The organism is Streptomyces rimosus, assembly GCF_008704655.1.
GTDB classification, from domain to species: domain Bacteria; phylum Actinomycetota; class Actinomycetes; order Streptomycetales; family Streptomycetaceae; genus Streptomyces; species Streptomyces rimosus.
Window position 1 is genome coordinate 2,563,367 of the sequence record NZ_CP023688.1, and the last position, 26,640, is coordinate 2,590,006.

Annotated in this window: 11 protein-coding genes, 1 tRNA gene and 3 rRNA genes; 1 reads left to right on the forward strand and 14 read right to left on the reverse strand. The window is 67.9% G+C overall.

Annotated features, from left to right (window positions below; translation table 11 throughout):
- Nucleotides 1-64: 64 nt before the first annotated feature.
- The 6 genes from pgsA to CP984_RS10350 all read right to left on the reverse strand — a co-directional run bounded on the left by pgsA (nucleotide 65) and on the right by CP984_RS10350 (nucleotide 13,000).
- Nucleotides 65-865 carry a CDP-diacylglycerol--glycerol-3-phosphate 3-phosphatidyltransferase gene (gene pgsA / locus CP984_RS10325; protein ID WP_003983567.1) on the reverse strand — a complete coding sequence of 267 codons (801 nt, stop codon included), beginning with the start codon at nucleotides 863-865 and terminating at the stop codon, nucleotides 65-67.
- Entirely contained in the window at nucleotides 862-2,355 is a 1,494-nt protein-coding gene (rimO, locus tag CP984_RS10330) for a 30S ribosomal protein S12 methylthiotransferase RimO (RefSeq protein ID WP_003983568.1), read from the reverse strand. Before rimO ends, pgsA begins: the two co-directional genes overlap by 4 nt.
- Before the next feature lie 101 nt (nucleotides 2,356-2,456).
- Nucleotides 2,457-3,272, reverse strand: coding sequence for a helix-turn-helix domain-containing protein (locus CP984_RS10335; protein WP_003983569.1), 816 nt, complete (start codon nucleotides 3,270-3,272; stop codon nucleotides 2,457-2,459).
- 300 nt (nucleotides 3,273-3,572) lie between these two features.
- Nucleotides 3,573-6,380, reverse strand: coding sequence for a DNA translocase FtsK (locus CP984_RS10340; RefSeq protein ID WP_032921359.1), 2,808 nt, complete (start codon nucleotides 6,378-6,380; stop codon nucleotides 3,573-3,575).
- 193 nt (nucleotides 6,381-6,573) lie between these two features.
- Nucleotides 6,574-7,236: a response regulator gene (locus CP984_RS10345; protein WP_003983571.1), complete on the reverse strand. Its 663-nt coding sequence runs from the start codon at nucleotides 7,234-7,236 to the stop codon at nucleotides 6,574-6,576.
- 253 nt (nucleotides 7,237-7,489) lie between these two features.
- Nucleotides 7,490-13,000, reverse strand: a complete 5,511-nt coding sequence (locus tag CP984_RS10350; protein ID WP_078575683.1) for a HAMP domain-containing protein — start codon at nucleotides 12,998-13,000, stop codon at nucleotides 7,490-7,492.
- A gap of 258 nt (nucleotides 13,001-13,258) precedes the next feature.
- On the opposite strand from CP984_RS10350, the gene CP984_RS10355 reads away from it, so the two are divergent.
- Nucleotides 13,259-15,931 carry a SpoIIE family protein phosphatase gene (locus CP984_RS10355; protein WP_078575684.1) on the forward strand — a complete coding sequence of 891 codons (2,673 nt, stop codon included), beginning with the start codon at nucleotides 13,259-13,261 and terminating at the stop codon, nucleotides 15,929-15,931.
- Nucleotides 15,932-16,020: 89 nt separating this feature from the next.
- Here the strand turns inward: CP984_RS10355 and CP984_RS10360 are convergent.
- The 8 genes from CP984_RS10360 to thyX all read right to left on the reverse strand — a co-directional run bounded on the left by CP984_RS10360 (nucleotide 16,021) and on the right by thyX (nucleotide 26,530).
- Nucleotides 16,021-16,093 (reverse strand) — tRNA-Thr (locus CP984_RS10360).
- Nucleotides 16,094-16,191: 98 nt separating this feature from the next.
- Nucleotides 16,192-16,878 (reverse strand): DegT/DnrJ/EryC1/StrS family aminotransferase, encoded by a 687-nt coding sequence (locus tag CP984_RS10365; protein WP_003987144.1) that lies wholly within the window; start codon nucleotides 16,876-16,878, stop codon nucleotides 16,192-16,194.
- Nucleotides 16,879-16,992: 114 nt separating this feature from the next.
- Nucleotides 16,993-17,109: ribosomal RNA gene (rrf, locus tag CP984_RS10370) — 5S ribosomal RNA — on the reverse strand.
- A gap of 74 nt (nucleotides 17,110-17,183) precedes the next feature.
- A 23S ribosomal RNA gene (locus CP984_RS10375) occupies nucleotides 17,184-20,306 on the reverse strand.
- A 301-nt stretch (nucleotides 20,307-20,607) separates the two neighbouring features.
- Nucleotides 20,608-22,134 (reverse strand): 16S ribosomal RNA (locus CP984_RS10380).
- The 16S, 23S and 5S rRNA genes sit together here, the layout of an rRNA operon.
- A 702-nt stretch (nucleotides 22,135-22,836) precedes the next feature.
- The gene (locus tag CP984_RS10390; RefSeq protein WP_003982654.1) at nucleotides 22,837-24,522 is read right to left on the reverse strand and encodes a ribonuclease J; all 1,686 of its coding nucleotides are present in this window, start codon (nucleotides 24,520-24,522) and stop codon (nucleotides 22,837-22,839) included.
- A 113-nt stretch (nucleotides 24,523-24,635) separates the two neighbouring features.
- Nucleotides 24,636-25,535 carry a 4-hydroxy-tetrahydrodipicolinate synthase gene (gene dapA / locus CP984_RS10395; RefSeq protein WP_003982655.1) on the reverse strand — a complete coding sequence of 300 codons (900 nt, stop codon included), beginning with the start codon at nucleotides 25,533-25,535 and terminating at the stop codon, nucleotides 24,636-24,638.
- A gap of 236 nt (nucleotides 25,536-25,771) precedes the next feature.
- Entirely contained in the window at nucleotides 25,772-26,530 is a 759-nt protein-coding gene (gene thyX / locus CP984_RS10400) for an FAD-dependent thymidylate synthase (RefSeq protein WP_003982656.1), read from the reverse strand.
- Between the last annotated feature and the right edge of the window lie 110 nt (nucleotides 26,531-26,640).

A 26,640-nucleotide genomic window follows, 5' to 3' on the forward strand; every position in this document is an offset into this window, starting at 1 on the left:
GGGGCCGTCAGCGACGCGCGCGCCGGGCCCGCGCCGGGCACCACCGTACGAGAAGCCACCGGCCTCACCGTACGGAGTCCCCGTCGTCCCGGGCCTCCGCCGCGGCCCCGGGCCGCCGCTCGGCCCGCACCGTGCTCCCGGCCGGCTCCCCGCCGCGCACCTCGGCAGTACTCCCGGCCGGCTCCCCGCCGCGTACCGCGTGCGCCTCCGCGGCCGCCCTGGCCCGCTCCTGCGCCTGCACCGCGCGCGCCTCAGCCAGCCCGGCACGCCGCAGGACGACCGCCTGACGTACGTAGTCCAGCCCGGTCACGACGGTCAGCGCCACGGCCACCGCCATCACCCACCACCGGAACGTCGCCAGCGGCCCGGACAGCACGAGGACGTACATGCCCACGGCGGTGCCCTGCGCGAGCGTCTTGAGCTTGCCGCCGCGGCTGGCGGGGATGACCCCGTGTCTGATCACCCAGAAGCGCATCAGCGTGATGCCCAGCTCGCGGAAGAGGATGACGCCGGTCACCCACCACGAGAGGTCGTCCAGCACGGACAGGCAGATCAGCGCCGCTCCCATGATCGCTTTGTCCGCGATCGGGTCGGCGATCTTCCCGAAGTCCGTGACCAGGTTGTACTGACGCGCCAGATGCCCGTCGAACAGGTCGGTGATCATGGCGATCGCGAAGGCCGCCCAGGCGAACGAGCGCCAGGCCGGGTCGTAGCCGTCGCCGTGCATCAGCAGCAGCACGAAGGCCGGTATGAGGACCAGCCGCACCATGGTCAGGACGTTGGCGATGTTCCACAGCCCGGCCGTCCGGACGGCCGGCGCCGGGCGGTGGTGCCCACCGGCCGCGGAAGCCGGGACTCCGCTCATCTGCCCGCCTCCTCAGTACACGGCACGCCGTCCACCGACAGCACCTCGGCCACCAGGTCGACGCCTTCACTCGCCACGGCCTTTGCTTCGACCATACGACCCGGCGCAAGGTCGAGTGAGGTCCGCAGCAGGGTCACACCGTCGGTCTCGGGCGCCTGGTGCGCGGCCCGCCCCACGATGCCGTCCTCCTCGTCGACGCTGTCCACCAGGACGGTCAGGGTCTCCCCGAGCCGCTCCTCGGCGCGCTGCGCGGTCAGCTCCTCGGCCAGCCGCGAGATGTGCGCGAGGCGCTCGGCGACCTCGTCCGGGTCCACCTTGCCGTCGTACGTGGCCGCCTCGGTGCCGTCCTCGTCCGAGTAACCGAACACACCGATCGCGTCCAGTCGCGCCCCGGTCAGGAAGCGCTCCAGCTCGGCCACGTCCTCCTCGGTCTCGCCGGGGAAGCCGACGATGAAGTTCGAGCGGGCGCCGGCCTGCGGGGCCTTCGCACGGATCTGCTCCAGCAGGCCGAGGAATCGGTCGGTGTCGCCGAAGCGCCGCATGGCGCGCAGCACGTCCGGGGCCGAGTGCTGGAAGGACAGATCGAAGTACGGGGCGACCTTCTCGGTCTGCGTCAGCACGTCGATCAGGCCCGGCCGCATCTCGGCGGGCTGGAGGTAGCTGACCCGGATCCGCTCCAGGCCGTCGACGGCCGCCAGCTCCGGCAGCAGCGTCTCCAGCAGGCGGATGTCGCCCAGGTCCTTGCCGTAGGAGGTGTTGTTCTCGGAGACCAGCATGATCTCCTTCACACCCTGCTCCGCCAGCCAGCGCGTCTCGCCGAGCACGTCGGAGGGGCGGCGCGAGATGAAGGAGCCGCGGAAGGACGGGATGGCGCAGAAGGAGCAGCGGCGGTCGCAGCCGGAGGCCAGCTTCACGGAGGCCACGGGGCTGGTGCCCAGGCGGCGCCGGAGCGGCGCACGGGGGCCGGAGGCGGGCGCCACGCCCTCGGGCAGGTCAGCGGGGGCCGGGGCCGGCGCGGTGTCGCCGTGGCCGGGCAGCGCCACACCGGCGGCGTCCTGCCGCTCGGCCGGGCTGATCGGCAGCAGCTTGCGGCGGTCGCGCGGGGCGTGGGCCTCGACGCTGCCGCCGCTCAGGATCGTTCGCAGCCGGTCGGAGATGTCGGTGTAATCGTCGAAGCCGAGCACGCCGTCGGCCTCCGGCAGGGCCTCGGCCAGCTCCTTGCCGTACCGCTCGGCCATGCAGCCGACGGCCACCACGGCCTGGGTGCGGCCGTGGTCCTTCAGATCGTTGGCCTCCAGCAGGGCATCGACGGAGTCCTTCTTGGCGGCCTCGACGAATCCGCAGGTGTTGACGACGGCGACATCGGCATCGGCGGCTTCCTCGACGAGCTCCCAGCCGTCCGCTGCCAGGCGGCCTGCGAGCTCCTCCGAGTCCACCTCGTTACGGGCGCAGCCAAGAGTGACAAGGGCGACGGTACGGCGTTCGGGCATGGAGTCAGCCTACTTTGTCCCGGCAGCCCCTATCGCTGCCAGGGTTGCCCCGCTCCGTCCGCCACCCGGGGCCGGGCCGTCCGGCCCGGTGAGAGCCCTGCTCAGCCCGCCTGCGGCCCCGCCGAGTAGCTCAGCCGCTCGACCGCTCCCTTGTCGCCGACCTTCTCGATCTCCTTGCCGTTGACGAACAGCTGTACGACTCCGGCGTTGCCGACGACCAGGTCGATGCGCTTCTTGTCCGTGAAGGTCTTGGACTCGCCCTTCTTGAGCAGGCCGTCTTCCAGCAGGCGGCCGTTGGCGTCCTTGGCGGAGATCCAGCTCTGCCCGTCCTTCGCGGTGATCTTGACGGTGACCCGGTCCTTCGGCACGCCCGCGACGGCGCTCTCCGAGGCGCCCGGACCGGGCACGGTGGTCGGCTTGGGCTTCTTGCCGGACTTGCCGGCGGCGGGCTTGGTCGGCTGCACCGGCGCCGCGGTGTTGTCGCCCTCGGCGACCGCGCTGCCCTTGCCGCCGCCGCTGAAGAGGGTGAAGCCCACGAATCCGACGACCGCGACGATGGCCGCGACCATCGCGGCGGTCCAGTTCGGGCGGCCCCGCTCGGGCCGGATGCGCTCGGCCTCGAAGAGCGGCGCGGCGGGCGTCGGCTCGGGCCGGCCGCCGCGGTCCCCGTCGAACCGGGCGATCAACGGTTCCGGGTCGAGGCCGACGGCGCGGGCGAGCGTGCGGATATGCCCCCGTGCGTAGACGTCGCCGCCGCAGCGCGAGAAGTCGTCCTGCTCGATGCCGTTGACGATGGGCACACGCACCCGCGTCGTGGCGCTGACCTCGTCGACGGTCAGTCCTGCGCCGATACGGGCCTGCTGGAGGGCGCGGCCGATGGAGGGCCGGTCGTCTTCGGGGGAGTTGCCGATGGACACGGGGGCGCCTTTCGAGCGTGAGCCACCTGCTGGAGGTTCAGTCTAGGGGTGTACCGAAAGGGTCGGGCAAGCGGAAGAGCGGACTTTGTACGCCATCAGAAGGCCACGTGAGGCCGCCGGACGCCCGGTCCGGGTCCCGATGGTGCAGCATCCTCCCACCACCTCCCTCAACTTGACGTAGCGACGGGAGAAACGGTTGCTTACGATCTCCGGCGAGTGAACCGAATCCCTCGTACGAGTGGTCCGGGAGCGTGGCCCCCGGACTTCCGCCGTCGCCACCCGCCGTCGGCCCGGCGGCTTCTACGAAGGCGTCTCCCCCCGGATCACGGCCAGTACGCCTTCCAGTTCGTCCGGCTTCACCAGGACGTCGCGCGCCTTGGACCCCTCGCTCGGCCCGACGATGTTGCGCGACTCCATCAGGTCCATCAGCCGCCCGGCCTTGGCGAAGCCGACGCGCAGCTTGCGCTGGAGCATGGACGTGGACCCGAACTGGGTGGAGACCACCAGCTCCGCGGCCTGGCACAGCAGGTCCAGGTCGTCGCCGATGTCCTCGTCGATCTCCTTCTTCTTGGCCGTGCCGACCGTCACGTCGTCCCGGAAGACCGGCGCCATCTGGTCCTTGCAGTGCTGGACGACCTGCTGGACCTCGTCCTCCTGGACGAACGCGCCCTGCATGCGCACCGGCTTGGTCGCGCCCATCGGCAGGAACAGGCTGTCGCCCTTGCCGATCAGCTTCTCCGCGCCGGGCTGGTCGAGGATGACCCGGCTGTCGGCCAGCGAGGAGGTCGCGAACGCCAGCCGGGACGGCACATTGGCCTTGATCAGGCCGGTGACCACGTCCACCGACGGACGCTGGGTGGCGAGCACCAGGTGGATGCCGGCGGCGCGGGCGAGCTGGGTGATGCGGACGATGGAGTCCTCCACGTCCCGCGGCGCGACCATCATCAGGTCCGCCAGCTCGTCCACGATCACGAGCAGGTACGGATACGGCGACAGCTCGCGCTCGCTGCCCTCCGGCGGCTTGAGCTTGCCGCTGCGCACGGCGGCGTTGAAGTCGTCGATGTGGCGGTAGCCGTACGCCGCCAGGTCGTCGTAGCGCAGGTCCATCTCGCGCACGACCCACTGAAGGGCCTCGGCGGCCTTCTTGGGGTTGGTGATGATCGGGGTGATCAGGTGCGGGATGCCCTCGTACGCGGTCAGCTCCACGCGCTTGGGGTCCACCAGCACCATCCGCACCTCGTCGGGGGTGGCGCGCGCCATCACCGAGGTGATCAGGCAGTTGATGCAGGACGACTTGCCGGAGCCGGTGGCGCCCGCGACGAGGATGTGCGGCATCCGCGCCAGGTTGGCGGAGACGTACCCGCCCTCGACGTCCTTGCCGAGGCCGACCAGCAGCGGGTGGTCCTCGCCCACCGACTCGGCCGAGCGCAGCACGTCGCCGAGGTTGACCATCTCCCGGTCGCTGTTGGGGATCTCGATGCCGACCGCGGACTTGCCGGGGATCGGGCTGATGATGCGCACGTCCGGGCTGGCGACGGCGTACGCAATGTTCTTGGCCAGCGCGGTGATCTTCTCGACCTTGACCGCGGGGCCCAGCTCGATCTCGTACCGGGTGACCGTCGGGCCGCGGGTGAAGCCGGTGACCGCCGCGTCGACCTTGAACTCCTGGAAGACGGTGGTCAGCGACTCCACGACGGCGTCGTTGGCGGCGCTGCGGGTCTTGCCGGGGCCGCCGCGGGTGAGCAGGTCGAGCGACGGCAGGGAGTAGGTGATGTCGTTGGACAGCAGCAGCTGCTCGGCCCGTGCGGGCAGCTCGCCGGACGGTTCCGGGGCGGCCTTCGTGAAGTCCGGCACCGGCCCCGAGGAGGACCGTTCCGCACCGCTCTGTCCGGCGCCGCTCTGTCCGGCGCCGCGGGCGGGCGGCACCGAGCCGCTGTCGGACGGCCGCCCGGACGTGTCCTGCGCCTCGTCGCGCTCGCCGGAGATGCCGCTGCTGAGGTCGGCGACCAGGGGCGAGGGCTGCACGCCGTGCAGCACGGCGCCGTCCAGCGAGGCGGCGGCAGCGGCGGCCACGTCCACGGCGTCCATGGGCCGGTCGGCGGGCTGGAGCGGCGTACGGCGGCTGCGGCGGCGCTTGGCCAGTGCCGCCTCCTCTATGGCGTCCGGGTCGTCGGCGAGGTCCGGCTCGGGCGCCGCGCGCCGGGCGCCGCGCCGCGGCTGCTCGCGCCAGTCGTCGGCGTACGGCTCCTCGGCGACCGGCTCGGGCTCGTACACCTCGACCAGGCCCAGCCGGGCGCCGAGCTGGCGCAGGCGCTGCGGGATGGCGTTGACGGGCGTGGCGGTGACGACCAGCAGTCCGAAGACGGTGAGCAGCACCAGCAGCGCCACCGCCAGGGTCTGGCCGACGGTGAAGATCAGCGGTTTGGACGCGACCCAGCCCACATAGCCGCCGGCGTCCTGTATGGCCGCTATGCCGTCGCCCCGGCCGGGTGATCCGCAGGCCATGGCGACCTGTCCGAGGATGCCGATGACCAGCGCGGACAGGCCGATCACGATGCGTCCGTTGGCCTCCGGCTTCTCCGGGTGCCGGATCAGGCGCAGCGCGATGCCGCCGAGCAGGATCGGCACGACCAGGTCGAGGCGGCCGAAGGCGCCGGTGATCAGCAGCTGGACGAGGTCGCCGACCGGGCCGTCGAGGTTGGACCAGGTGCCGGCCGCGATGACCAGCGCGAGCGCGAGGAGCAGCAGTGACAGCCCGTCCTTGCGGTGCGCGGGGTCGAGGTTCTTCGCGCCACGCCCGACGCCGCGGAACAGCGCGCCGACGGCGTGCGCCAGCCCGAGCCAGCAGGCCCGCGCCAGGCGGTAGACGCCGCCGGTGGGCGACGGGGCCGGCTTGGGCGGCGCCTTCTTGGCGGCGGCCTTCTTCGCCGGCGCGCGCTTGGCCGGAGCGGTCTTCTTGGCGGGCGCCCTCTTGGCCGGAGCCGGCGCCTTCTTCACCGGTGCTTTCTTCGCGGCGGCCTTCTTGGCGGCGCCTCCGGGCTGTCCGGCGCGCTGCTTCGAGGGGCCCGCCGTGCTCTGGGAACCCTTGCCGGACGTACGTGAGGCCATGGTGACGAGATTACAGGCGAGGGCCACAGTGACACGAGCGCTCGGGCCTTCACCCATTCGTGTCGTGGCCCGGGGCCGGGCACTTCGCGCCGGTGAACGGCGAAGCGGGCCGTACACAGGGCTGGTGATGGCGCGTCAGGCTCCACCGCGGCCCGGGAGCCCGCGGGCCGTCAGCGGCGCCGCAGGGCGCCGCTCAGGCGGCTCCGTTGCCCGTGCCGGGCTCCAAGGCGTCCAGCGCCCGCCGCAGTCCGGTGAGCTTGCGCTCCAGATGCGCCGCGGTCGCGATGGCCGCCGCGTCCGCCGACTCGTCGAGCTGCTTGGACAGCGCCTCGGCCTGCTCCTCCACGGCCGCGAGCCGGGCGGAGAGTTCGGCGAGCAGTCCCGCCGGCTCCTTGGCCGACTCGTCAGCGGCCGCCCGGCCGCTCTCCAGCTGGAGCCGCAGCAGCGTCGCCTGCTCCCGCAGTTGACAGTTCTTCATGTACAGCTCGACGAAGACCGAGACCTTGGCGCGCAGCACCCACGGGTCGAACGGCTTGGAGATGTAGTCGACCGCGCCCGCCGCGTAACCACGGAAGGTGTGGTGCGGGCCGTGGTTGATGGCGGTGAGGAAGATGATCGGGATGTCGCGGGTACGCTCGCGCCGCTTGATGTGCGCGGCCGTCTCGAACCCGTCCATCCCCGGCATCTGCACATCGAGCAGAATCACCGCGAAATCGTCGGTGAGCAGTGCCTTGAGCGCTTCCTCCCCGGACGATGCCCGCACCAGTGTCTGATCGAGCGCGGAGAGGATCGCCTCCAGCGCCAGCAGATTCTCCGGCCGGTCATCGACCAGGAGGATCTTGGCCTTCTGCACCATGGCCCGTCCTCCTCGCCCCGGCAATGAACCGGACGCCGCCCCAGGGGACGGCTCTGTCATGCCGCCCGTCCTTGTGCCGGTCATCGTAGCCGCACCCCGCCTGTCGCCACACCCTGTCACCGCGATGTCACTGTGCACGTAGCACAAACGCAGTGAGAGACCAGAAGGTTCCCCGAATACCGCTCTCCCACACGTGGTCGGCCACACTGAGTCAACATGCGGGGAACCTTACGAGTCTCATTTGACGAACGTGTCACCGCGTGCGCATCCATTGCTCCATCACCGTCAGCAGGTGGTCGGTGTCCACCGGCTTGGTCACGTAGTCGGACGCGCCGGACTCGATGCTCTTCTCCCGGTCGCCCTTCATCGCCTTCGCGGTCAGCGCGATGATCGGCAGCCCGGCGAACTGCGGCATGCGCCGGATGGCGGCCGTGGTCGCGTAGCCGTCCATCTCCGGCATCATGATGTCCATCAGGACCAGCACCACGTCGTCGTGCTGCTCCAGGACCTCGATGCCCTCCCGCCCGTTCTCCGCGTACAGCACGGACAGGCCGTTCTGCTCCAGCACGCTGGTGAGCGCGAAGACGTTGCGGATGTCGTCGTCGACGATCAGCACCTTCTCGCCGTGGAAGCCGCCGTCGAAGCCGGACGACACCAGGTCCTGGCCGTTGCCGATCCAGGGCTCCTCGGCGGGCGTCTGCGGGGACTCCTCGACCGGCTGCGGTGCCGCCGGCGGCGTGGGCGCGGACGGCAGCTCCGGCCGCGGCCCCGCACCGGCCGCCGGGCGCCGGCGCCGCCGGGGCTCCGGTCCGCTGCCCCGGGAGGGCGCGACGCCCGTCTGCGCGGCCTCCTCGGCGGCGTCCCGGCCGAGCTCCGCGTCCCGCGCCTCGGCGTCCATCGCGAGCCCGCCCGCGACCAGCTGCGGGTACCCCTGCGGCGGCAGCCCGCCGGGGTTGTGCGGCAGGTAGAGCGTGAAGGTGGAGCCGCGGCCCGGCTCACTGGCGGCGTGGATCTCGCCGCCGAGCAGCCGCGCGATCTCCCGGCTGATGGACAGGCCGAGGCCGGTGCCGCCGTACTTGCGGCTGGTCGTGCCGTCCGCCTGCTTGAACGCCTCGAAGATCACCCGCATCTTGCTGGAGGCGATGCCGATGCCGGTGTCGGTCACCGAGAACGCGATCATGCCGGCGTCCGCCTCGCGCAGCGCGCCGTGCTCCAGCAGATGTTCGCGGATGTCCGTCGGCACGTCGTCGCCGGCCGGCCGGATGACCAGCTCCACGGCGCCGCTGTCGGTGAACTTCACCGCGTTGGCCAGCAGATTGCGCAGCACCTGGAGCAGCCGCTGCTCGTCGGTGTGCAGCGTGGCGGGCAGCTCGGGGGAGACCCGTACGGAGAAGTCCAGGCCCTTCTCCGCGGTCAGCGGCCGGAAGGTGGCCTCCACGTAGTCGACGAGCTGGACCAGCGCGATACGCGTCGGGCTGACGTCCATCTTGCCGGCCTCGACCTTCGACAGGTCCAGGATGTCGTTGATCAGCTGGAGCAGGTCGGAACCGGCGCCGTGGATGGTCTCGGCGAACTCGACCTGCTTCGGGGAGAGGTTGCCCTCGGCGTTGTCGGCGAGCAACTTGGCGAGGATCAGCAGCGAGTTGAGCGGGGTGCGCAGCTCGTGCGACATGTTCGCCAGGAATTCCGACTTGTAGCGCATCGAGACGGCCAGCTGTTCGGCGCGCTCCTCCAGGACCTGCCGCGCCTCCTCGATCTCGGTGTTCTTCACCTCGATGTCGCGGTTCTGCGCGCGCAGTTGCTCGGCCTTCTCCTCCAGCTCGGAGTTGGACAGCTCCAGCGCCTTCTGGCGGCTCTCCAATTCGCCCGAGCGCTCCTTGAGTTGCTCGGTCAGCTCCTGCGACTGCTTGAGCAGCATCTCGGTCTTGGTGTTGACGGAGATGGTGTTGACGCTGGTCGCGATCATCTCCGCGATCTGGCTGAGGAAGTCCTTCTGGATCTGGGTGAACGGCTGGAAGGAGGCCAGCTCGATCACGCCGAGCACCTTGTCCTCGAAGAGCACCGGCAGCACGATCACATTGGCCGGCGGGGCCTCGCCGAGCCCGGAGGCGATCTTCAGATAGCCGGAGGGCACGTTCTCCACCAGGATCGTGCGCTTCTCGGCCGCCGCCGTGCCGATCAGGGTCTCCCCCGGCCGGAACGTCGTCGGCATGGCGCCCATGGAGTAGCCGTACGAGCCCATCAGCCGCAGCTCGTAGGCGCCCGGCTCGCCGCCGTCCGCCCCGATCTCCCGGCCGTCGCCGGGGGACGCGGCGAGGAAGAACGCGCCGTGCTGGGCCGAGACCGCCGGGGACAGCTCGCTCATGATGAGCGTGGCCACGTCCTTCAGGTCGCGGCGCCCCTGCATCAGGCCGGAGATACGGGCCAGGTTGCCCTTGAGCCAGTCCTGCTCCTCGTTGGCGAGGGTGGTTTCGCGGAGCGTGGCGATCATCGTGTTGACGTTGTCCTGGAGCTCCAGGATCTCGCCCGCCGCGTCCACGTCGATCCGCACGTTGTGGTCGCCGAGGGTCACCGCGGCGGCGACGGCGGCGATCGCCCGCACCTGGCGGGTCAGGTTGCCCGCCATCTCGTTCACCGACTCCGTCAGGTCCTTCCAGGTGCCGGCCACGCCGCGCACCTGCGCCTGGCCGCCGAGCTGGCCGTCCGTACCCACCTCACGGGCCACCCTGGTGACCTGCTCGGCGAAGGAGGAGAGCTGGTCGACCATCGTGTTGATGGTCGTCTTCAGGGCCAGGATCTCGCCCCGCGCGTCGATGTCGATCTTCTTGGTGAGGTCACCCTTGGCGATGGCGGTGGTGACCATGGCGATGTTGCGGACCTGGCCGGTCAGGTTGTTGGCCATCGAGTTCACGGACTCGGTGAGGTCCTTCCACGTACCGGCGACGCCGGGTACGCGGGCCTGGCCGCCCAGGATGCCGTCGGTGCCCACCTCACGGGCCACCCGGGTGACCTCGTCGGCGAACGACGACAGGGTCGTGACCATCGTGTTGACGGTGTCGGCGAGCTGCGCGACCTCGCCGCGCGCCTCGACCGTGACCTTCTTGGTCAGGTCGCCGTTGGCGACCGCCGCCGAGACCTGGGAGATGTTGCGCACCTGGATGGTCAGGTTGTTGGCCATCAGGTTGACGTTGTCGCTGAGGTCCTTCCAGATGCCGGTGACGCCCGGGACCCGGGCCTGGCCGCCCAGCTGGCCTTCCGTACCGACCTCACGGGCGACGCGCGTCACCTGCTCGGCGAACAGCGACAGCTGGTCGACCATCGTGTTCACGGTCGTGACCAGTTCGAGGATCTCGCCCTTGGCGTCGACGGTGATCTTCTTCGAGAGGTCGCCGCGCGCGACCGCGGTGGTCACCTCGCCGATGCTGCGCACCTGAGAGGTGAGGTTGTTCGCCATGAAGTTGACGGACTGGGTGAGGTCCTTCCATGTACCGCTGACGCCCTGGACCTCGGCCTGGCCCCCGAGGATGCCCTCGGTGCCCACCTCGCGCGCCACCCGGGTGACCTGCTCGGCGAAGTTCGAGAGCTGGTCCACCATGGTGTTCAGGGTGTTCTTCAGCTCCAGGATCTCGCCCCGGGCATCCACGTCGATCTTCTGCGACAGGTCGCCGCGCGCGACCGCCGTCGCGACCTGCGCGATGTTGCGGACCTGCGCGGTCAGGTTGCCGGCCATGCCGTTCACCGAGTCGGTCAGGTCGCGCCAGACGCCCGCGACGCCCGGCACCTGGGCCTGGCCGCCGAGCCTGCCGTCCGTACCCACCTCGCGGGCCACCCGGGTGACCTGCTCCGCGAAGGCCGAGAGCTGGTCGACCATCGTGTTGATGGTGTTCTTCAGCTCCAGGATCTCGCCCCGCGCGTCCACGTCGATCTTCTGCGACAGGTCGCCGCGCGCCACCGCCGTCGTCACCTGGGCGATCTGCCGCACCTGGGACGTGAGGTTGCCCGCCATGAAGTTGACGGAGTCGGTCAGTTCCTTCCACGTACCGCTGACGCCGTCCACCCGGGCCTGACCGCCGAGCCGGCCCTCCGTGCCCACGTCCCGCGCCATCCGGGTGACCTGGTCCGCGAACGAGGACAGCTGGTCGACCATCGTGTTCACGGTGTTCTTCAGCTGGAGCATCTCGCCGGAGACGTCGACCGTGACCTTCTGCGACAGGTCACCGTTGGCCACCGCCGTCGTCACCTGCGCGATGTTGCGCACCTGTCCGGTCAGGTTGCGGAAGGCCGTGTTGACGGAGTCGGTCAGGTCCTTCCACGTACCGGCAGCGCCCGGAACCGCCGCCTGGCCGCCCAGCTCACCCTCGACGCCGATCTCCCGCGCGACGCGCGTCACCTCGGCGCCGAACGACGACAGCTGGTCCACCATCGTGTTCACGGTGTTCTTCAGTTCGAGCATCTCGCCCGCGACGTCGACCGTGACCTTCTGCGACAGGTCACCGTTGGCCACCGCCGTCGTCACCTGGGCGATGTCGCGGACCTGCCCGGTCAGGTTGCGGAAGGCGTTGTTCACCGAGTCGGTGAGGTCCTTCCAGGTGCCCGCCGCGCCCGGCACCTGGGCCTGCCCGCCGAGCTGGCCCTCGGCGCCGACCTCGTTGGCGACCCGGGTGACCTCGTCCGCGAAGGTACGCAGCGTCTCGGTCATCGTGTTGATCGTGTCGGCGAGCTGCGCGACCTCGCCGCGCGCGCTGACCGTCACCTTCTGGGACAGATCGCCGTTGGCCACCGCCGTGGTCACCTGGGCGATTCCGCGCACCTGCGCCGTGAGATTCCCGGCCATCAGGTTGACGGAGTCGGTGAGGTCCTTCCAGACGCCCGCGACGCCCGGCACCTGCGCCTGGCCGCCCAGCTCGCCTTCCGTACCGACCTCGCGGGCGACGCGCGTCACCTCGGAGGCGAACGACGAGAGCTGGTCCACCATCGTGTTGACGGTGTTCTTCAGCTCCAGCATCTCGCCGGCGACATGGACGGTCACCTTGCGTGACAGATCGCCCTTGGCGACGGCGGTGGTGACGAGAGCGATGTCACGTACCTGCGCGGTCAGCCGGGACGCCATCGTGTTGACCGACTCGGTCAGGTCCTTCCAGGACCCGGACATGCCGCGCACCCGCGCCTGCCCGCCGAGCTTGCCCTCCGTACCGACCTCGCTGGCGACCCGCGTCACCTCGTCGGTGAAGGCCGACAGCTGGTCCACCAGGCCGTTGACCGTACGGCCCACCTTCAGGAACTCACCGCGCAGCGGATGCGCCGAACTGTCGTCCGAACCGCGCGAGCGCAGGTCCATCCGCTGTTCCAGGTCGCCCTCGGACACCGCGGAGAGCACCCGGCCCACCTCGGACACCGGCCGTACGAGATCGTCGACCAGGGCGTTCGAGGCGTCGATGGCCGCGGCCCAGGAGCCCTCGCAGGCGCCGGCCTCCAGGCGTTCCGTGAGTTTTCCCTCACGTCCCACGACCCGGCGCACCCGCGCCAGCTCTCCCGTGAGGTGCAGATTGCGGTCCGCCACCTCGTTGAAAACAGCGGCGATCTCCGCCATCGCTCCGTCGCCGGAGACCGTCAGCCGCTTACGGAAATTCCCGTCGCGCATCGAGACGAGAGCAGCCAGCAGCCGGTTCAGCGCAGCCGTATCCACCTCAGTCGTCCCGTTGCTCCGGGAACGTCCGCCTTTCGCGCGCGTGCTCGTGCCCCGCGCCGCTGCGCCAGACTCCACCGTGTCCCTCCCGCAGGGTCGACCGTTCTACCCGGGCCTTCTCTTTGAGCTTGCCCAGTGTTTCACCATGGCCCAACCAGGCCATAACAGTTCGGCAGCATCGCATATCGTCCCGGGCACGATCGGGGCGGAAACACACGTGACCGGCATCCGCACGCGCGGCGAAGGTAAGTAACCTGGCATCCGGCTGTCCACCCGCCCTGGCCGTCCAGCACGGGCAGTGGGCGAGCACACCAGGCTTTTCGGAGGGGCGCCGCCATGGTGGGAGAGCAGATCACCGACACACGCATGAGGAGACCAGTGATCACCGCGCGGGCCGCTGCCACGTTCGAGCCGGTCGGCCGCTCGGTCGCCACCGCCCGCGCCTTTGTGCGGGACACCCTCCAGGGCTGGGGCTACGGCGACATCGTCGACGACGCCGTCGTCCTGACCAGCGAACTGGTCACCAACGCCGTCGTCCACGCGGGCACCGCCGCCGACGTACTGTGCCTGCGCAGCGACGACGGCGTGCGCATCGAGGTCGCGGACCGCTATCCGGAGCGGGAGATCCCCCTGCAGAACACCGGCCGCGCGTTCGCCCATCCGGACCGCGAGGGCGGCCGCGGGCTGCTGCTGTGCGGCGCACTGGCCAGCCGCTGGGGCGTGGAGTACACCGCCTCGCAAAAGCACGTCTGGTTCCAGCTCGACCTGCCCGAGCGCCCCGCGGGCACCCGCTCGGCGGGCCCCGCGCTGCCCGTGGACGTCCTGCCCCTCGCCGACAGCCGCGTCCGCGTCGCGGTCGTCCAGGTCGACCGCGGCGGCTGCATCAGCTTCTGGAACGAGGACGCGCGCGACCTGTTCGCATACGAACCCGAGCAGGTCGTCGGCAAGCCGCTCACCGACTTCGCGGCCTGGCCGCACACCCCCGGCACCGGCACCGGCATCGCCGAGGCGCTGCTGCTGTCTTGGTGGGAGGGCTCGTACGGCATACGGGGCGCGGACGGCCGGGTCGTCCCGGTGTACGCCTCCCACCTGCGCGTCCGCGACGCCGACGGGGAGCCGTACACGGTCTGCCTGCTGGTGCGCGACCACGAGCGCGCCGTCCTGCAGAGCCCGCCGCGCACCCCCGCCCCCGACCAGGCGGCCCAGTCGGCCGAGGGCCGCGGCCCCGCCGACCCGTTCGAGGTCTTCATCGGCTCGCCCGCCCCCGACGACCTGGACGGCCTGCTCCAGCGCACCGTCGAGCGGGCCCGCGACATGCTCGACGGCGACGCCGCGTACCTCCTGCTGGCCACCGACGACGAGACCGAGCTGGAGGTACGCGCCTCCACCGGCCTGCCCTCGGCCCGCCAGCGCTTCGCCCGCGTCCCGGTCGAGGCGGGCTCCGGGCGGTACGGCTCCGCCCGTATGCCGGCGGTCCACGAAGACCTGACGGCCGTCCCGGGCGCCGTGCCCCTGCTCTCCGGTACGGGCATGCGCTCGGTCGTCACCGTCCCGCTGAAGGTCGAGGGCCGGCTGACCGGCTCCCTGGGCGTCGCCGCGGAGGCCCCGGGCCGCTACACGAACGAGGAGGCCCTGCGCCTCCAGTTCGCCGCCGACCGCATCGCGCTGGCCGTCGAGCGGGCCCGCCTGACCGAGCTGGAACGGCTGCGCCGCGGCTCCCTCTCCTTCCTCGTCGAGGCGTCCGACCTGCTCGCCGGCACCCTGGACCGGGACCAGACGCTGGCCCTGATGGCCCAGATGACGGTCCCCACCCTCGCCACGTGGTGCGCGGTCTACACCGTCGCGGACCAGGCGTCCGAGCCGGAGCTGTCCTACGTGCTGCACGAGGACGAGGACCGCATCGACGGCCTCAAGTCGCTCCTGATGAAGGTGGACCCGCCCGAGCCGGTGCCCACGCCCGGCGCGCGCCTGTGGAACGCGCCCACCGACGCCGCCCACGACGCGGCCCTGCGCACCTCCCTGCGCAGCCTGGGGCTCGGCGACTCCGCCCGCCCCTCCAAGGGGCCCGGCGCCAGCCTGGCCACCGCCTCGGCGGTCGGCGGCGAGACCGTCGTGCTGCCCCTGGTCGCGCGGAACCGCGTCATCGGCATGCTCACCCTCGGCAAGCCCAGCGAGGAGCACTTCCGCCAGGAGATCCTGGAGCTCGCCGAGGACCTCTCCCGGCGCGCCGCGCTCGCACTGGACAACGCGCGCCTGTATTCGGAGCGCACGGCCATCAGCCAGTCGCTCCAGCGCAGCCTGCTGCCCCCGGAGCTGCCCGAGGTGCCGGGCGTCGAGGTCGAGGTCATCTACCGCGCGGCCGGCGAGGGCAACGAGGTCGGCGGCGACTTCTACGACGTGTTCCCCATCCGGGACGGCGCGTACGGCTTCGCCATCGGCGACGTCTGCGGTACGGGCCCGGAGGCCGCGGCCGTCACCGGCCTGGCCCGGCACGCGCTGCGCCTGCTCGCCCGCGAGGGCTTCGGCGGCCCCGCCGTCCTGGAGCGGCTGAACGCCGCGATCCTCGACGAGGGCGCCCGCAGCCGCTTCCTGACGCTGCTGTACGGCGAGCTGTGGCCGCAGCGCGACGGCAGCGCCGTCCTGAAGGTCGTCTGTGCGGGCCATCCGCTGCCGCTGCGCCTGCGCCAGGACGGCACGGTCGAGCCGGCCGCCGAGCCGCAGCCGCTGCTCGGCGTCATGGACGACCTGGAGCTGTACGAGCAGACCATCACCCTCGACCCCGGCGACGTGCTGCTGTGCGTCACCGACGGCGTCACCGAGCGCCGCGAGGGCACCCGCATGCTGGGCGACGACGGTCTGACGGATGTGCTGACGACCTGTACGGGGCTGACCGCTGGCGCGGTGGCCGCCCGTATTCTGCGCGCGGTGGAGCGGTTCGCCGCCGAGCCCGCGTCCGACGACATGGCCATTCTCGCCATGCGGGTCCCCGAGGTGTCGCGCGAAGCGTGACCCGGGGGCCCGCCGGGCCACCCCTTCCCGGTACTCCTTCCGCGAATACGAAAAAGGCCCCCGCCATCAGGCGGGGGCCTTTTCTTCTGAGCCCCAATACGGAATCGAACCGTAGACCTTCTCCTTACCATGGAGACGCTCTGCCGACTGAGCTATTGGGGCGCGGCAACGGAATAGAGCATACCCGAACTTCTCCGATAACCCGAATCACGTACCGCGAGTCCCGGAGCACGCGCCCCATTGTCCGGCAAAAGGGATTTTCAGAACGCCGGTTGCAGCAGTCCGCCCAGCGCGTTGCAGGCTGTGGCCAGCCGCTGCAACTCCCGTCGCGAGAGTGCGGTACGCACCGGCAGCGCCAGCGTCTCGTCCACGGCGCGCTCGGTCTGCGGCAGGTACACGTCCCGGCGCAGCCGCGGCAGGCGGTAGACGGGCGTCTGTACGGGCACGCGGCAGGCGACGCCGCGCGAGCGCAGCGCCCGGGCGAACGCGTCCCGGTCGGGGCGCCCGTTTCCCGGCACGCGCACCACGTACTGCTCGTACGTGTGCCCCGCGACGGCCGGCGGCGTCGCCACGCCGGTGAGCCGTCCGTCGAGGTAGGCGGCGCGCTCCCGCCGTCGCCGCACCTCGTCGCGGTCCGTGTGCCCGGCGCCGGGCTCGTCCTCGGCGACGACCAGCAGCCCGTGCCGCTGCCCCGTCTTCCGGATCCAGCCCATGTCCGCCGGTCGCCCGAAGCGGTGTACGGCGACGACGGCCGCCGTGCGCGGGGTGACCGCGTCGGCCACCGCGGCCGGGTCGAGGCAGTAACTGTCGGCGTCGACGTCGGCATAGACCGGCAGCGCGCCCAGTTCCACCACCGCCTCGGCGACCTCCGGGTTCCCGTACGCCGGCACCACCACCTCGTCGCCCTCGCGGACACCGGCCGACCTGAGCGTTCCCACTGTCCCCATGCCGCGGATCCTTACCACATGAAGTGAACATGAAGTAACACGATGGACTGCGCGATGAGAACAAAAAAGCTCCGGTCCCTGAACCAGAGGTTCAGGGACCGGAGCTGAATAATTGTTCGGCGGCGTCCTACTCTCCCACAGGGTCCCCCCTGCAGTACCATCGGCGCTGAAAGGCTTAGCTTCCGGGTTCGAAATGTAACCGGGCGTTTCCCTAACGCTATGACCACCGAAACACTATGAAGATGAACTCCAGCCAGCAAGGCGAGTTCGTTACTTCAGAACAAACACAGTGGACGCGAGCAACTGAGGACAAGCCCTCGGCCTATTAGTACCAGTCAACTCCAACCGTTACCGGTCTTCCATATCTGGCCTATCAACCCAGTCGTCTACTGGGAGCCTTACCCCATCAAGTGGGAGGGAGCCCTCATCTCAAAGCAGGCTTCCCGCTTAGATGCTTTCAGCGGTTATCCTTTCCGAACGTAGCCAACCAGCCATGCCCTTGGCAGAACAACTGGCACACCAGAGGTTCGTCCGTCCCGGTCCTCTCGTACTAGGGACAGCCCTTCTCAAGACTCCTACGCGCACAGCGGATAGGGACCGAACTGTCTCACGACGTTCTAAACCCAGCTCGCGTACCGCTTTAATGGGCGAACAGCCCAACCCTTGGGACCGACTCCAGCCCCAGGATGCGACGAGCCGACATCGAGGTGCCAAACCATCCCGTCGATATGGACTCTTGGGGAAGATCAGCCTGTTATCCCCGGGGTACCTTTTATCCGTTGAGCGACGGCGCTTCCACAAGCCACCGCCGGATCACTAGTCCCTACTTTCGTACCTGCTCGACCCGTCAGTCTCACAGTCAAGCTCCCTTGTGCACTTACACTCAACACCTGATTGCCAACCAGGCTGAGGGAACCTTTGGGCGCCTCCGTTACCCTTTAGGAGGCAACCGCCCCAGTTAAACTACCCACCAGACACTGTCCCTGATCCGGATCACGGACCCAGGTTAGACATCCAGCACGACCAGAGTGGTATTTCAACAACGACTCCACCATGACTGGCGTCACGGCTTCACAGTCTCCCACCTATCCTACACAAGCCGAACCAAACACCAATATCAAGCTATAGTAAAGGTCCCGGGGTCTTTCCGTCCTGCTGCGCGAAACGAGCATCTTTACTCGTAGTGCAATTTCACCGGGCCTATGGTTGAGACAGTCGAGAAGTCGTTACGCCATTCGTGCAGGTCGGAACTTACCCGACAAGGAATTTCGCTACCTTAGGATGGTTATAGTTACCACCGCCGTTTACTGGCGCTTAAGTTCTCAGCTTCGCCCCACCGAAATGGAGCTAACCGGTCCCCTTAACGTTCCAGCACCGGGCAGGCGTCAGTCCGTATACATCGCCTTACGGCTTCGCACGGACCTGTGTTTTTAGTAAACAGTCGCTTCTCGCTGGTCTCTGCGGCCACCACCAGCTCACACCGCAAGGGTGATCACCAGCCGTGGCCCCCCTTCTCCCGAAGTTACGGGGGCATTTTGCCGAGTTCCTTAACCATAGTTCACCCGAACGCCTCGGTATTCTCTACCTGACCACCTGAGTCGGTTTAGGGTACGGGCCGCCATGAAACTCGCTAGAGGCTTTTCTCGACAGCATAGGATCATCCACTTCACCACAATCGGCTCGGCATCAGGTCTCAGACTTCATGCACGACGGATTTGCCTACCGTGCGTCCTACACCCTTACCCCGGGACAACCACCGCCCGGGCTGGACTACCTTCCTGCGTCACCCCATCACTCACCTACTACCACCTTGGATCAGCGGCTCCACCACTCCCCTTTGTCCGAAGACTCCAGGGCGGCTTCACGGCCTTAGCATCAGAGGATTCGATGTTTGGCGCTTCAAAGCGGGTACCGGAATATCAACCGGTTGTCCATCGACTACGCCTGTCGGCCTCGCCTTAGGTCCCGACTTACCCTGGGCAGATCAGCTTGACCCAGGAACCCTTAGTCAATCGGCGCACACGTTTCCCACGTGTGTATCGCTACTCATGCCTGCATTCTCACTCGTGAACCGTCCACAACTACCTTCCGGCGCTGCTTCACCCGGCACACGACGCTCCCCTACCCAACCCAACGGACGTTAATCCACATGCTGGATTGACATGACTTCGGCGGTGTGCTTGAGCCCCGCTACATTGTCGGCGCGGAATCACTTGACCAGTGAGCTATTACGCACTCTTTCAAGGATGGCTGCTTCTAAGCCAACCTCCTGGTTGTCTCTGCGACTCCACATCCTTTCCCACTTAGCACACGCTTAGGGGCCTTAGTCGATGCTCTGGGCTGTTTCCCTCTCGACCATGGAGCTTATCCCCCACAGTCTCACTGCCGCGCTCTCACTTACCGGCATTCGGAGTTTGGCTAAGGTCAGTAACCCGGTAGGGCCCATCGCCTATCCAGTGCTCTACCTCCGGCAAGAAACACACGACGCTGCACCTAAATGCATTTCGGGGAGAACCAGCTATCACGGAGTTTGATTGGCCTTTCACCCCTAACCACAGGTCATCCCCCAGGTTTTCAACCCTGGTGGGTTCGGTCCTCCACGAAGTCTTACCTCCGCTTCAACCTGCCCATGGCTAGATCACTCCGCTTCGGGTCTTGGGCACGCTACTGTATCGCCCTCTTCGGACTCGCTTTCGCTACGGCTTCCCCACACGGGTTAACCTCGCAACATACCGCAAACTCGCAGGCTCATTCTTCAAAAGGCACGCAGTCACGACGCAAAGAACAAGTTCTCTGCGCGACGCTCCCACGGCTTGTAGGCACACGGTTTCAGGTACTATTTCACTCCGCTCCCGCGGTACTTTTCACCATTCCCTCACGGTACTATCCGCTATCGGTCACCAGGGAATATTTAGGCTTAACGGGTGGTCCCGCCAGATTCACACGGGATTTCACGGGCCCCGTGCTACTTGGGTGGTTCTCAAGCGAGCCGCTAATGTTTCAGCTACGGGGGTCTTACCCTCTACGCCGGACCTTTCGCATGTCCTTCGCCTACATCAACGGTTTCTGACTCACCGACCGGCCGGCAGACCGATCAAGAGAACTCCCACAACCCCAACCACGCAACCCCTGCCGGGTATCACACGTGACTGGTTTGGCCTCATCCGGTTTCGCTCACCACTACTCCCGGAATCACGGTTGTTTTCTCTTCCTGCGGGTACTGAGATGTTTCACTTCCCCGCGTTCCCTCCACATACCCTATGAGTTCAGGTACGGGTGACAGCCCATGACGACTGCCGGGTTTCCCCATTCGGACACCCCCGGATCAAAGCTCGGTTGACAGCTCCCCGGGGCCTATCGCGGCCTCCCACGTCCTTCATCGGTTCCTGGTGCCAAGGCATCCACCGTGCGCCCTTAAAAACTTGGCCACAGATGCTCGCGTCCACTGTGCAGTTCTCAAGCAACGACCAGCCACCCGTCACAACCCGCCGAAGCAGGCCTTTACCGGGGCCGGCGTTTGAAGGAACAGGCTCAAGCCCGTGCCCTCAGACACCCAACAGCGTGCCCGACAAGTCCCTCACCCCACTGCGTTCCACGCCGAAGCAGTACTGACAGAGAAGAAACTGAACTTGCCGAGTAGTCAACGTTCCACCCATGAGCAAACCACCGTCGAACATTCGCCGACGTAGTGGCTCTGGACAACCTTGCGGCTGCCTAGAAGCTCCTTAGAAAGGAGGTGATCCAGCCGCACCTTCCGGTACGGCTACCTTGTTACGACTTCGTCCCAATCGCCAGTCCCACCTTCGACGATTCCCTCCCACAAGGGGTTGGGCCACCGGCTTCGGGTGTTACCGACTTTCGTGACGTGACGGGCGGTGTGTACAAGGCCCGGGAACGTATTCACCGCAGCAATGCTGATCTGCGATTACTAGCGACTCCGACTTCATGGGGTCGAGTTGCAGACCCCAATCCGAACTGAGACCGGCTTTTTGAGATTCGCTCCACCTCGCGGTATCGCAGCTCATTGTACCGGCCATTGTAGCACGTGTGCAGCCCAAGACATAAGGGGCATGATGACTTGACGTCGTCCCCACCTTCCTCCGAGTTGACCCCGGCAGTCTCCTGTGAGTCCCCATCACCCCGAAAGGCATGCTGGCAACACAGAACAAGGGTTGCGCTCGTTGCGGGACTTAACCCAACATCTCACGACACGAGCTGACGACAGCCATGCACCACCTGTACACCGACCACAAGGGGGCCCCTGTCTCCAGAGGTTTCCGGTGTATGTCAAGCCTTGGTAAGGTTCTTCGCGTTGCGTCGAATTAAGCCACATGCTCCGCCGCTTGTGCGGGCCCCCGTCAATTCCTTTGAGTTTTAGCCTTGCGGCCGTACTCCCCAGGCGGGGAACTTAATGCGTTAGCTGCGGCACGGACGACGTGGAATGTCGCCCACACCTAGTTCCCAACGTTTACGGCGTGGACTACCAGGGTATCTAATCCTGTTCGCTCCCCACGCTTTCGCTCCTCAGCGTCAGTATCGGCCCAGAGATCCGCCTTCGCCACCGGTGTTCCTCCTGATATCTGCGCATTTCACCGCTACACCAGGAATTCCGATCTCCCCTACCGAACTCTAGCCTGCCCGTATCGAATGCAGACCCGGGGTTAAGCCCCGGGCTTTCACATCCGACGCGACAAGCCGCCTACGAGCTCTTTACGCCCAATAATTCCGGACAACGCTTGCGCCCTACGTATTACCGCGGCTGCTGGCACGTAGTTAGCCGGCGCTTCTTCTGCAGGTACCGTCACTTGCGCTTCTTCCCTGCTGAAAGAGGTTTACAACCCGAAGGCCGTCATCCCTCACGCGGCGTCGCTGCATCAGGCTTGCGCCCATTGTGCAATATTCCCCACTGCTGCCTCCCGTAGGAGTCTGGGCCGTGTCTCAGTCCCAGTGTGGCCGGTCGCCCTCTCAGGCCGGCTACCCGTCGTCGCCTTGGTAGGCCATTACCCCACCAACAAGCTGATAGGCCGCGGGCTCATCCTGCACCGCCGGAGCTTTCCACACACAGACCATGCAGTCGTGTGTCATATCCGGTATTAGACCCCGTTTCCAGGGCTTGTCCCAGAGTGCAGGGCAGATTGCCCACGTGTTACTCACCCGTTCGCCACTAATCCACCCCGAAGGGCTTCATCGTTCGACTTGCATGTGTTAAGCACGCCGCCAGCGTTCGTCCTGAGCCAGGATCAAACTCTCCGTGAATGTTTCCGGGCTATCCCGGTCACACACACGGGAGCGGAACAGGAAGCGGAATAGGCTTCCCGTTCACAGCGTCCTCGCTGTGTGTGCCACCCGCACCGCTAGGGTGCCGGTGGGCTTTTCAAAGGAACCTCATCCTCCGGCGTGATGCCGGTGGACGGGGTATCAACATATCTGGCGTTGACTTTTGGCACGCTGTTGAGTTCTCAAGGAACGGACGCTTCCTTTGGTCCCGTTTCACCGGGCCCTCCGGGCGCTTCCCTTCGGTCTTGCGTTTCCGACTCTATCAGATCCTCGCGGTTCTGATTTCCGCCGGTGCGTTTCGGCCTGTCGGCTTCTGCGCGGTTCCAACCTTACCAGATCCGTTCGGCGTTTCCGCTTTCCGTTTCCGGCTCCCTGCTGGAGCGGGATGGCCGTCCGGCTTTCGCTTTCCGGCCTTTCCGACTCTATCAGATCCGATTCGCAGTCCGTTTCCGAACCGATTTCGTTTCCGATTCCCCGTCGGCGGGGTTTTACCTTTCGGCTGATTCCGACTTTATCAGATTACTCCGGGCCGGAATTCCGCACCGGTCGGGGACGCCCGCCGGACGCCTTGACGTACCGGGGTTCCCCTTCGAGCGGAGCCGTAAACGTACTGGAGCGGGGCGCCCGGATGCAAATCCGGTTGCCCCGCTCCCCGTACGGGTGTACGCGCGCCGGTGAGGATCAGACCTCGACGACGACCGGAAGGATCATCGGGCGCCGGCGGAAGTTGTCGGAGACCCACTTGCCGACCGCGCGGCGGACCAGCTGCTGGAGCTGGTGGGGCTCCGCCACGCCGTCCTGGGCGGCCTTCGCCAGGGACTCGTCGATCTTGGGGATCACGGCGGCGAAGTCCGAGTCGTCGATGCCGGAGCCGCGGGCCTGGATGTGCGGACCGCCGACGATTTTGCCCGTACTGGAGTCCACGACCAGGAACACCGAGATGATGCCCTCGTCACCCAGGATGCGGCGGTCCTTGAGAGAGGACTCGGTGACATCGCCGACCGAGAGGCCGTCGACGTACACGTAACCCGCCTGGACCTTGCCGACGATCTTGGCGACGCCGCCGACCAGGTCGACGACCACGCCGTCCTCGGCGATGACGATCCGGTCCTTGGGCACGCCGGTCAGCGCGCCCAGCTCGGCGTTGGCGCGCAGATGGCGCCATTCGCCGTGCACCGGCATGAGGTTCTTCGGCTTGCAGATGTTGTAGAAGTACAGCAGCTCGCCCGCCGAGGCGTGGCCCGAGACGTGCACCTTGGCGTTGCCCTTGTGGACGACGTTGGCGCCCCACCGGGTCAGGCCGTTGATGACGCGGTAGACCGCGTTCTCGTTGCCGGGGATGAGCGACGACGCCAGGATCACCGTGTCGCCGGGGACGATGCGAATCTGGTGGTCGCGGTTGGCCATCCGGGACAGGGCCGCCATCGGCTCGCCCTGGGAGCCCGTGCAGACCAGCACGATCTCGTCGTCCGGCAGGTCGTCGAGGGTCTTGACGTCGACGACGAGTCCCCCCGGAACCTTCAGATAGCCCAGGTCGCGGGCGATGCCCATGTTGCGGACCATCGAGCGGCCGACGAAGGCGACCCGGCGGCCGTACTCGTGGGCCGCGTCCAGGATCTGCTGGATGCGGTGCACATGGCTGGCGAAGCTGGCCACGATGATGCGCTTCTGCGCGCTCGCGAAGACCGTGCGCAGCACGTTGGAGATGTCGCGCTCGGGCGGTACGAAGCCCGGGACCTCGGCGTTCGTGGAGTCCGACAGCAGGAGGTCGATGCCCTCCTCGCCGAGCTTCGCGAATGTCGGCAGGTCGGTCAGGCGGCGGTCCAGCGGGAGCTGGTCCATCTTGAAGTCGCCGGTGTGCACGACCATGCCCGCGGGGGTGCGGATCGCGACCGCGAGGGCGTCCGGGATGGAGTGGTTGACCGCGACGAATTCGCAGTCGAAGGGGCCGAGGGCCTCCCGGTCGCCTTCCTTGACCTCCAGCGTGTACGGCCGGATGCGATGCTCCTGGAGCTTGGCCTCGATGAGGGCGAGGGTCAGCTTGGAGCCGATCAGCGGGATGTCCGGCTTCTCGCGCAGCAGGTAGGGGACGCCGCCGATGTGGTCCTCGTGGCCGTGCGTGAGCACGATGCCGTCGATGTCGTCGAGGCGGTCCCTGATGGACGAGAAGTCCGGCAGGATCAGGTCGATTCCGGGCTGCTCCTCCTCCGGGAAAAGCACTCCGCAGTCGACGATCAGCAGCCGGCCGCCGTATTCGAAGACGGTCATGTTGCGGCCGATCTCGCCCAGGCCGCCGAGCGGGGTGACGCGCAGGCCGCCCTTGGGAAGCTTCGGCGGCGCGCCGAGCTCAGGATGCGGATGACTCAAAAGACTCTCCTCACCACACGCGCCACGTCGCCCTGGGGCACACGTGGCGCGCATGACATTCGTGCACTTGCGGTTTGGCGGTTGTTTTCCGTATTCAGTTGTGAAGTCTGTGGCTACAGATGTACCCCGCCGGCGGCGAGATCGCGCTTGAGCTGCTCCGTCTCGTCCGGGGAGAGCTCCACGAGCGGCAGGCGCAGCGGACCGGCCGGCAGGCCCTGGAGTCCGAGCGCGGCCTTGGTCGTGATCACGCCCTGGGTGCGGAACATGCCGGTGAAGACCGGCAGCAGCTTCTGGTGGATCTCGGTGGCCTTGGTGACGTCACCGTGCAGGTGGGCGTCGAGCAGCGCGCGCAGCTCCGGGGTGACGACATGGCCCACGACCGAGACGAAGCCGACGGCGCCCACGGACAGCAGCGGGAGGTTGAGCATGTCGTCGCCGCTGTACCAGGCGAGGCCGGAGCGGGCGATGGCCCAGCTGGCACGGCCGAGGTCGCCCTTGGCGTCCTTGTTGGCGACGATGCGCGGGTGCTCGGCCAGGCGCACCATCGTCTCGGTGTTGATCGGGACGCCGCTGCGGCCGGGGATGTCGTAGAGCATGACCGGCAGGTCGGTGGCGTCCGCGATGGCGGTGAAATGCCGGAAGAGACCTTCCTGCGGGGGCTTGCTGTAGTACGGCGTCACGGCGAGCAGGCCGTGCGCGCCGGCGTCGCGCGCGGCGCGGGCCAGCTCCAGGCTGTGGTCGGTGTCGTTGGTGCCGGCTCCGGCAACGACGAAGGCCCGGTCTCCGACCGCGTCCACGACGGCCCGGACCAGCTGGGCTTTTTCCGCATCGCTGGTGGTCGGGGACTCGCCGGTGGTGCCGTTGACGATGAGACCGTCATTGCCGGAGTCCACCAGGTGCGCGGCGAGCTGCTGCGCGCCGTCGAGATCGAGAGCGCCATCCGCCGTGAACGGCGTGACCATGGCGGTCAGCACCCGCCCGAAGGGGGTCTGCGGTGTGGAAGTCGGAGCCATGGGTCCCACGCTACTCGTAGCGCACCTCGGGTCGCGCCCCTGGGGAGCCGGGATGTGGACTCCGGCACTGCTTGCTCGGGGGTTCAAGCAGTGCCGGGTCCGTTTCTTCAGCGTAGATGAACTTCTCAAAATGCCGCAATACGGACACCTGGCACGTCTGTGCGGTCCGGTACGGCTCCGGCGGACGGCGGCCGCCCCGCAGAGCGGTCCGGCGGGCCGCCGCGGGGACCGGTGCCTTACGGGGCGATACGGCCGTTGGCGTTGAACGCGGCGTAAGTGAGCGGCATCAGGCGCGCCCAGTGGGCCTCCATCCGCTCGCCGACCATCTCGATCTCGCGCTGCGGGAAGGACGGCACGGCAGCCAGCTCGTGCTGCGTGCGCAGCCCCAGGAAGTGCATGAGCGAACGGGCGTTGCAGGTCGCGTACATGGAGGAGAACAGGCCCACGGGCAGGACCGAGCGGGCGACCTCGCGGGCCACACCGGCGGCCAGCATCTCCTGATAGGCGGCGTACGCCTGGCGGTAGGAGTCCTCCATGGTCTTGGTGGTCAGCGCGTGCTGCTCGGGGGTGCCCTCGACGAACTCGTACTTGCCGGGGCGGCCCTGCTGGACCAGCTTGCGCGACTCGGAGGGGACGTAGAACGTCGGCTCCAGCCGGCGGTAGCGGCCCGACTCCTCGTTGTACGACCAGCCGACGCGGTGCCGCATGAACTCGCGGAAGACGAAGATCGGCGCGCTGATGAAGAAGGTCATCGAGTTGTGCTCGAAGGGGCTGCCGTGCCGGTCCCGCATCAGGAAGTTGATCAGGCCCTTGGAGCGCTCGGGGTCCTTCTGCAGCTCCTCCAGCGACTGCTCGCCGGCGGTGGAGACGCGGGCCGCCCACAGCACGTCGCTGTCCGCGGCGCTGTGCTTGACCAGCTCGACCGTCACCTCGCTCCGGAAGCTCGGGGCCGTGCCTTCGGAGCTTTCGACGCTCTCGGCGGGGGTAGGGGACACCAGCGGTTCCTTCCGTTCATTCCACGTGGCGCGCCCCAGCCTACGGCCCGCCACCGACAGTCCAGGGATTGCGGCGGGATACCGCGTACCGTACAAAAACGGACACTGTT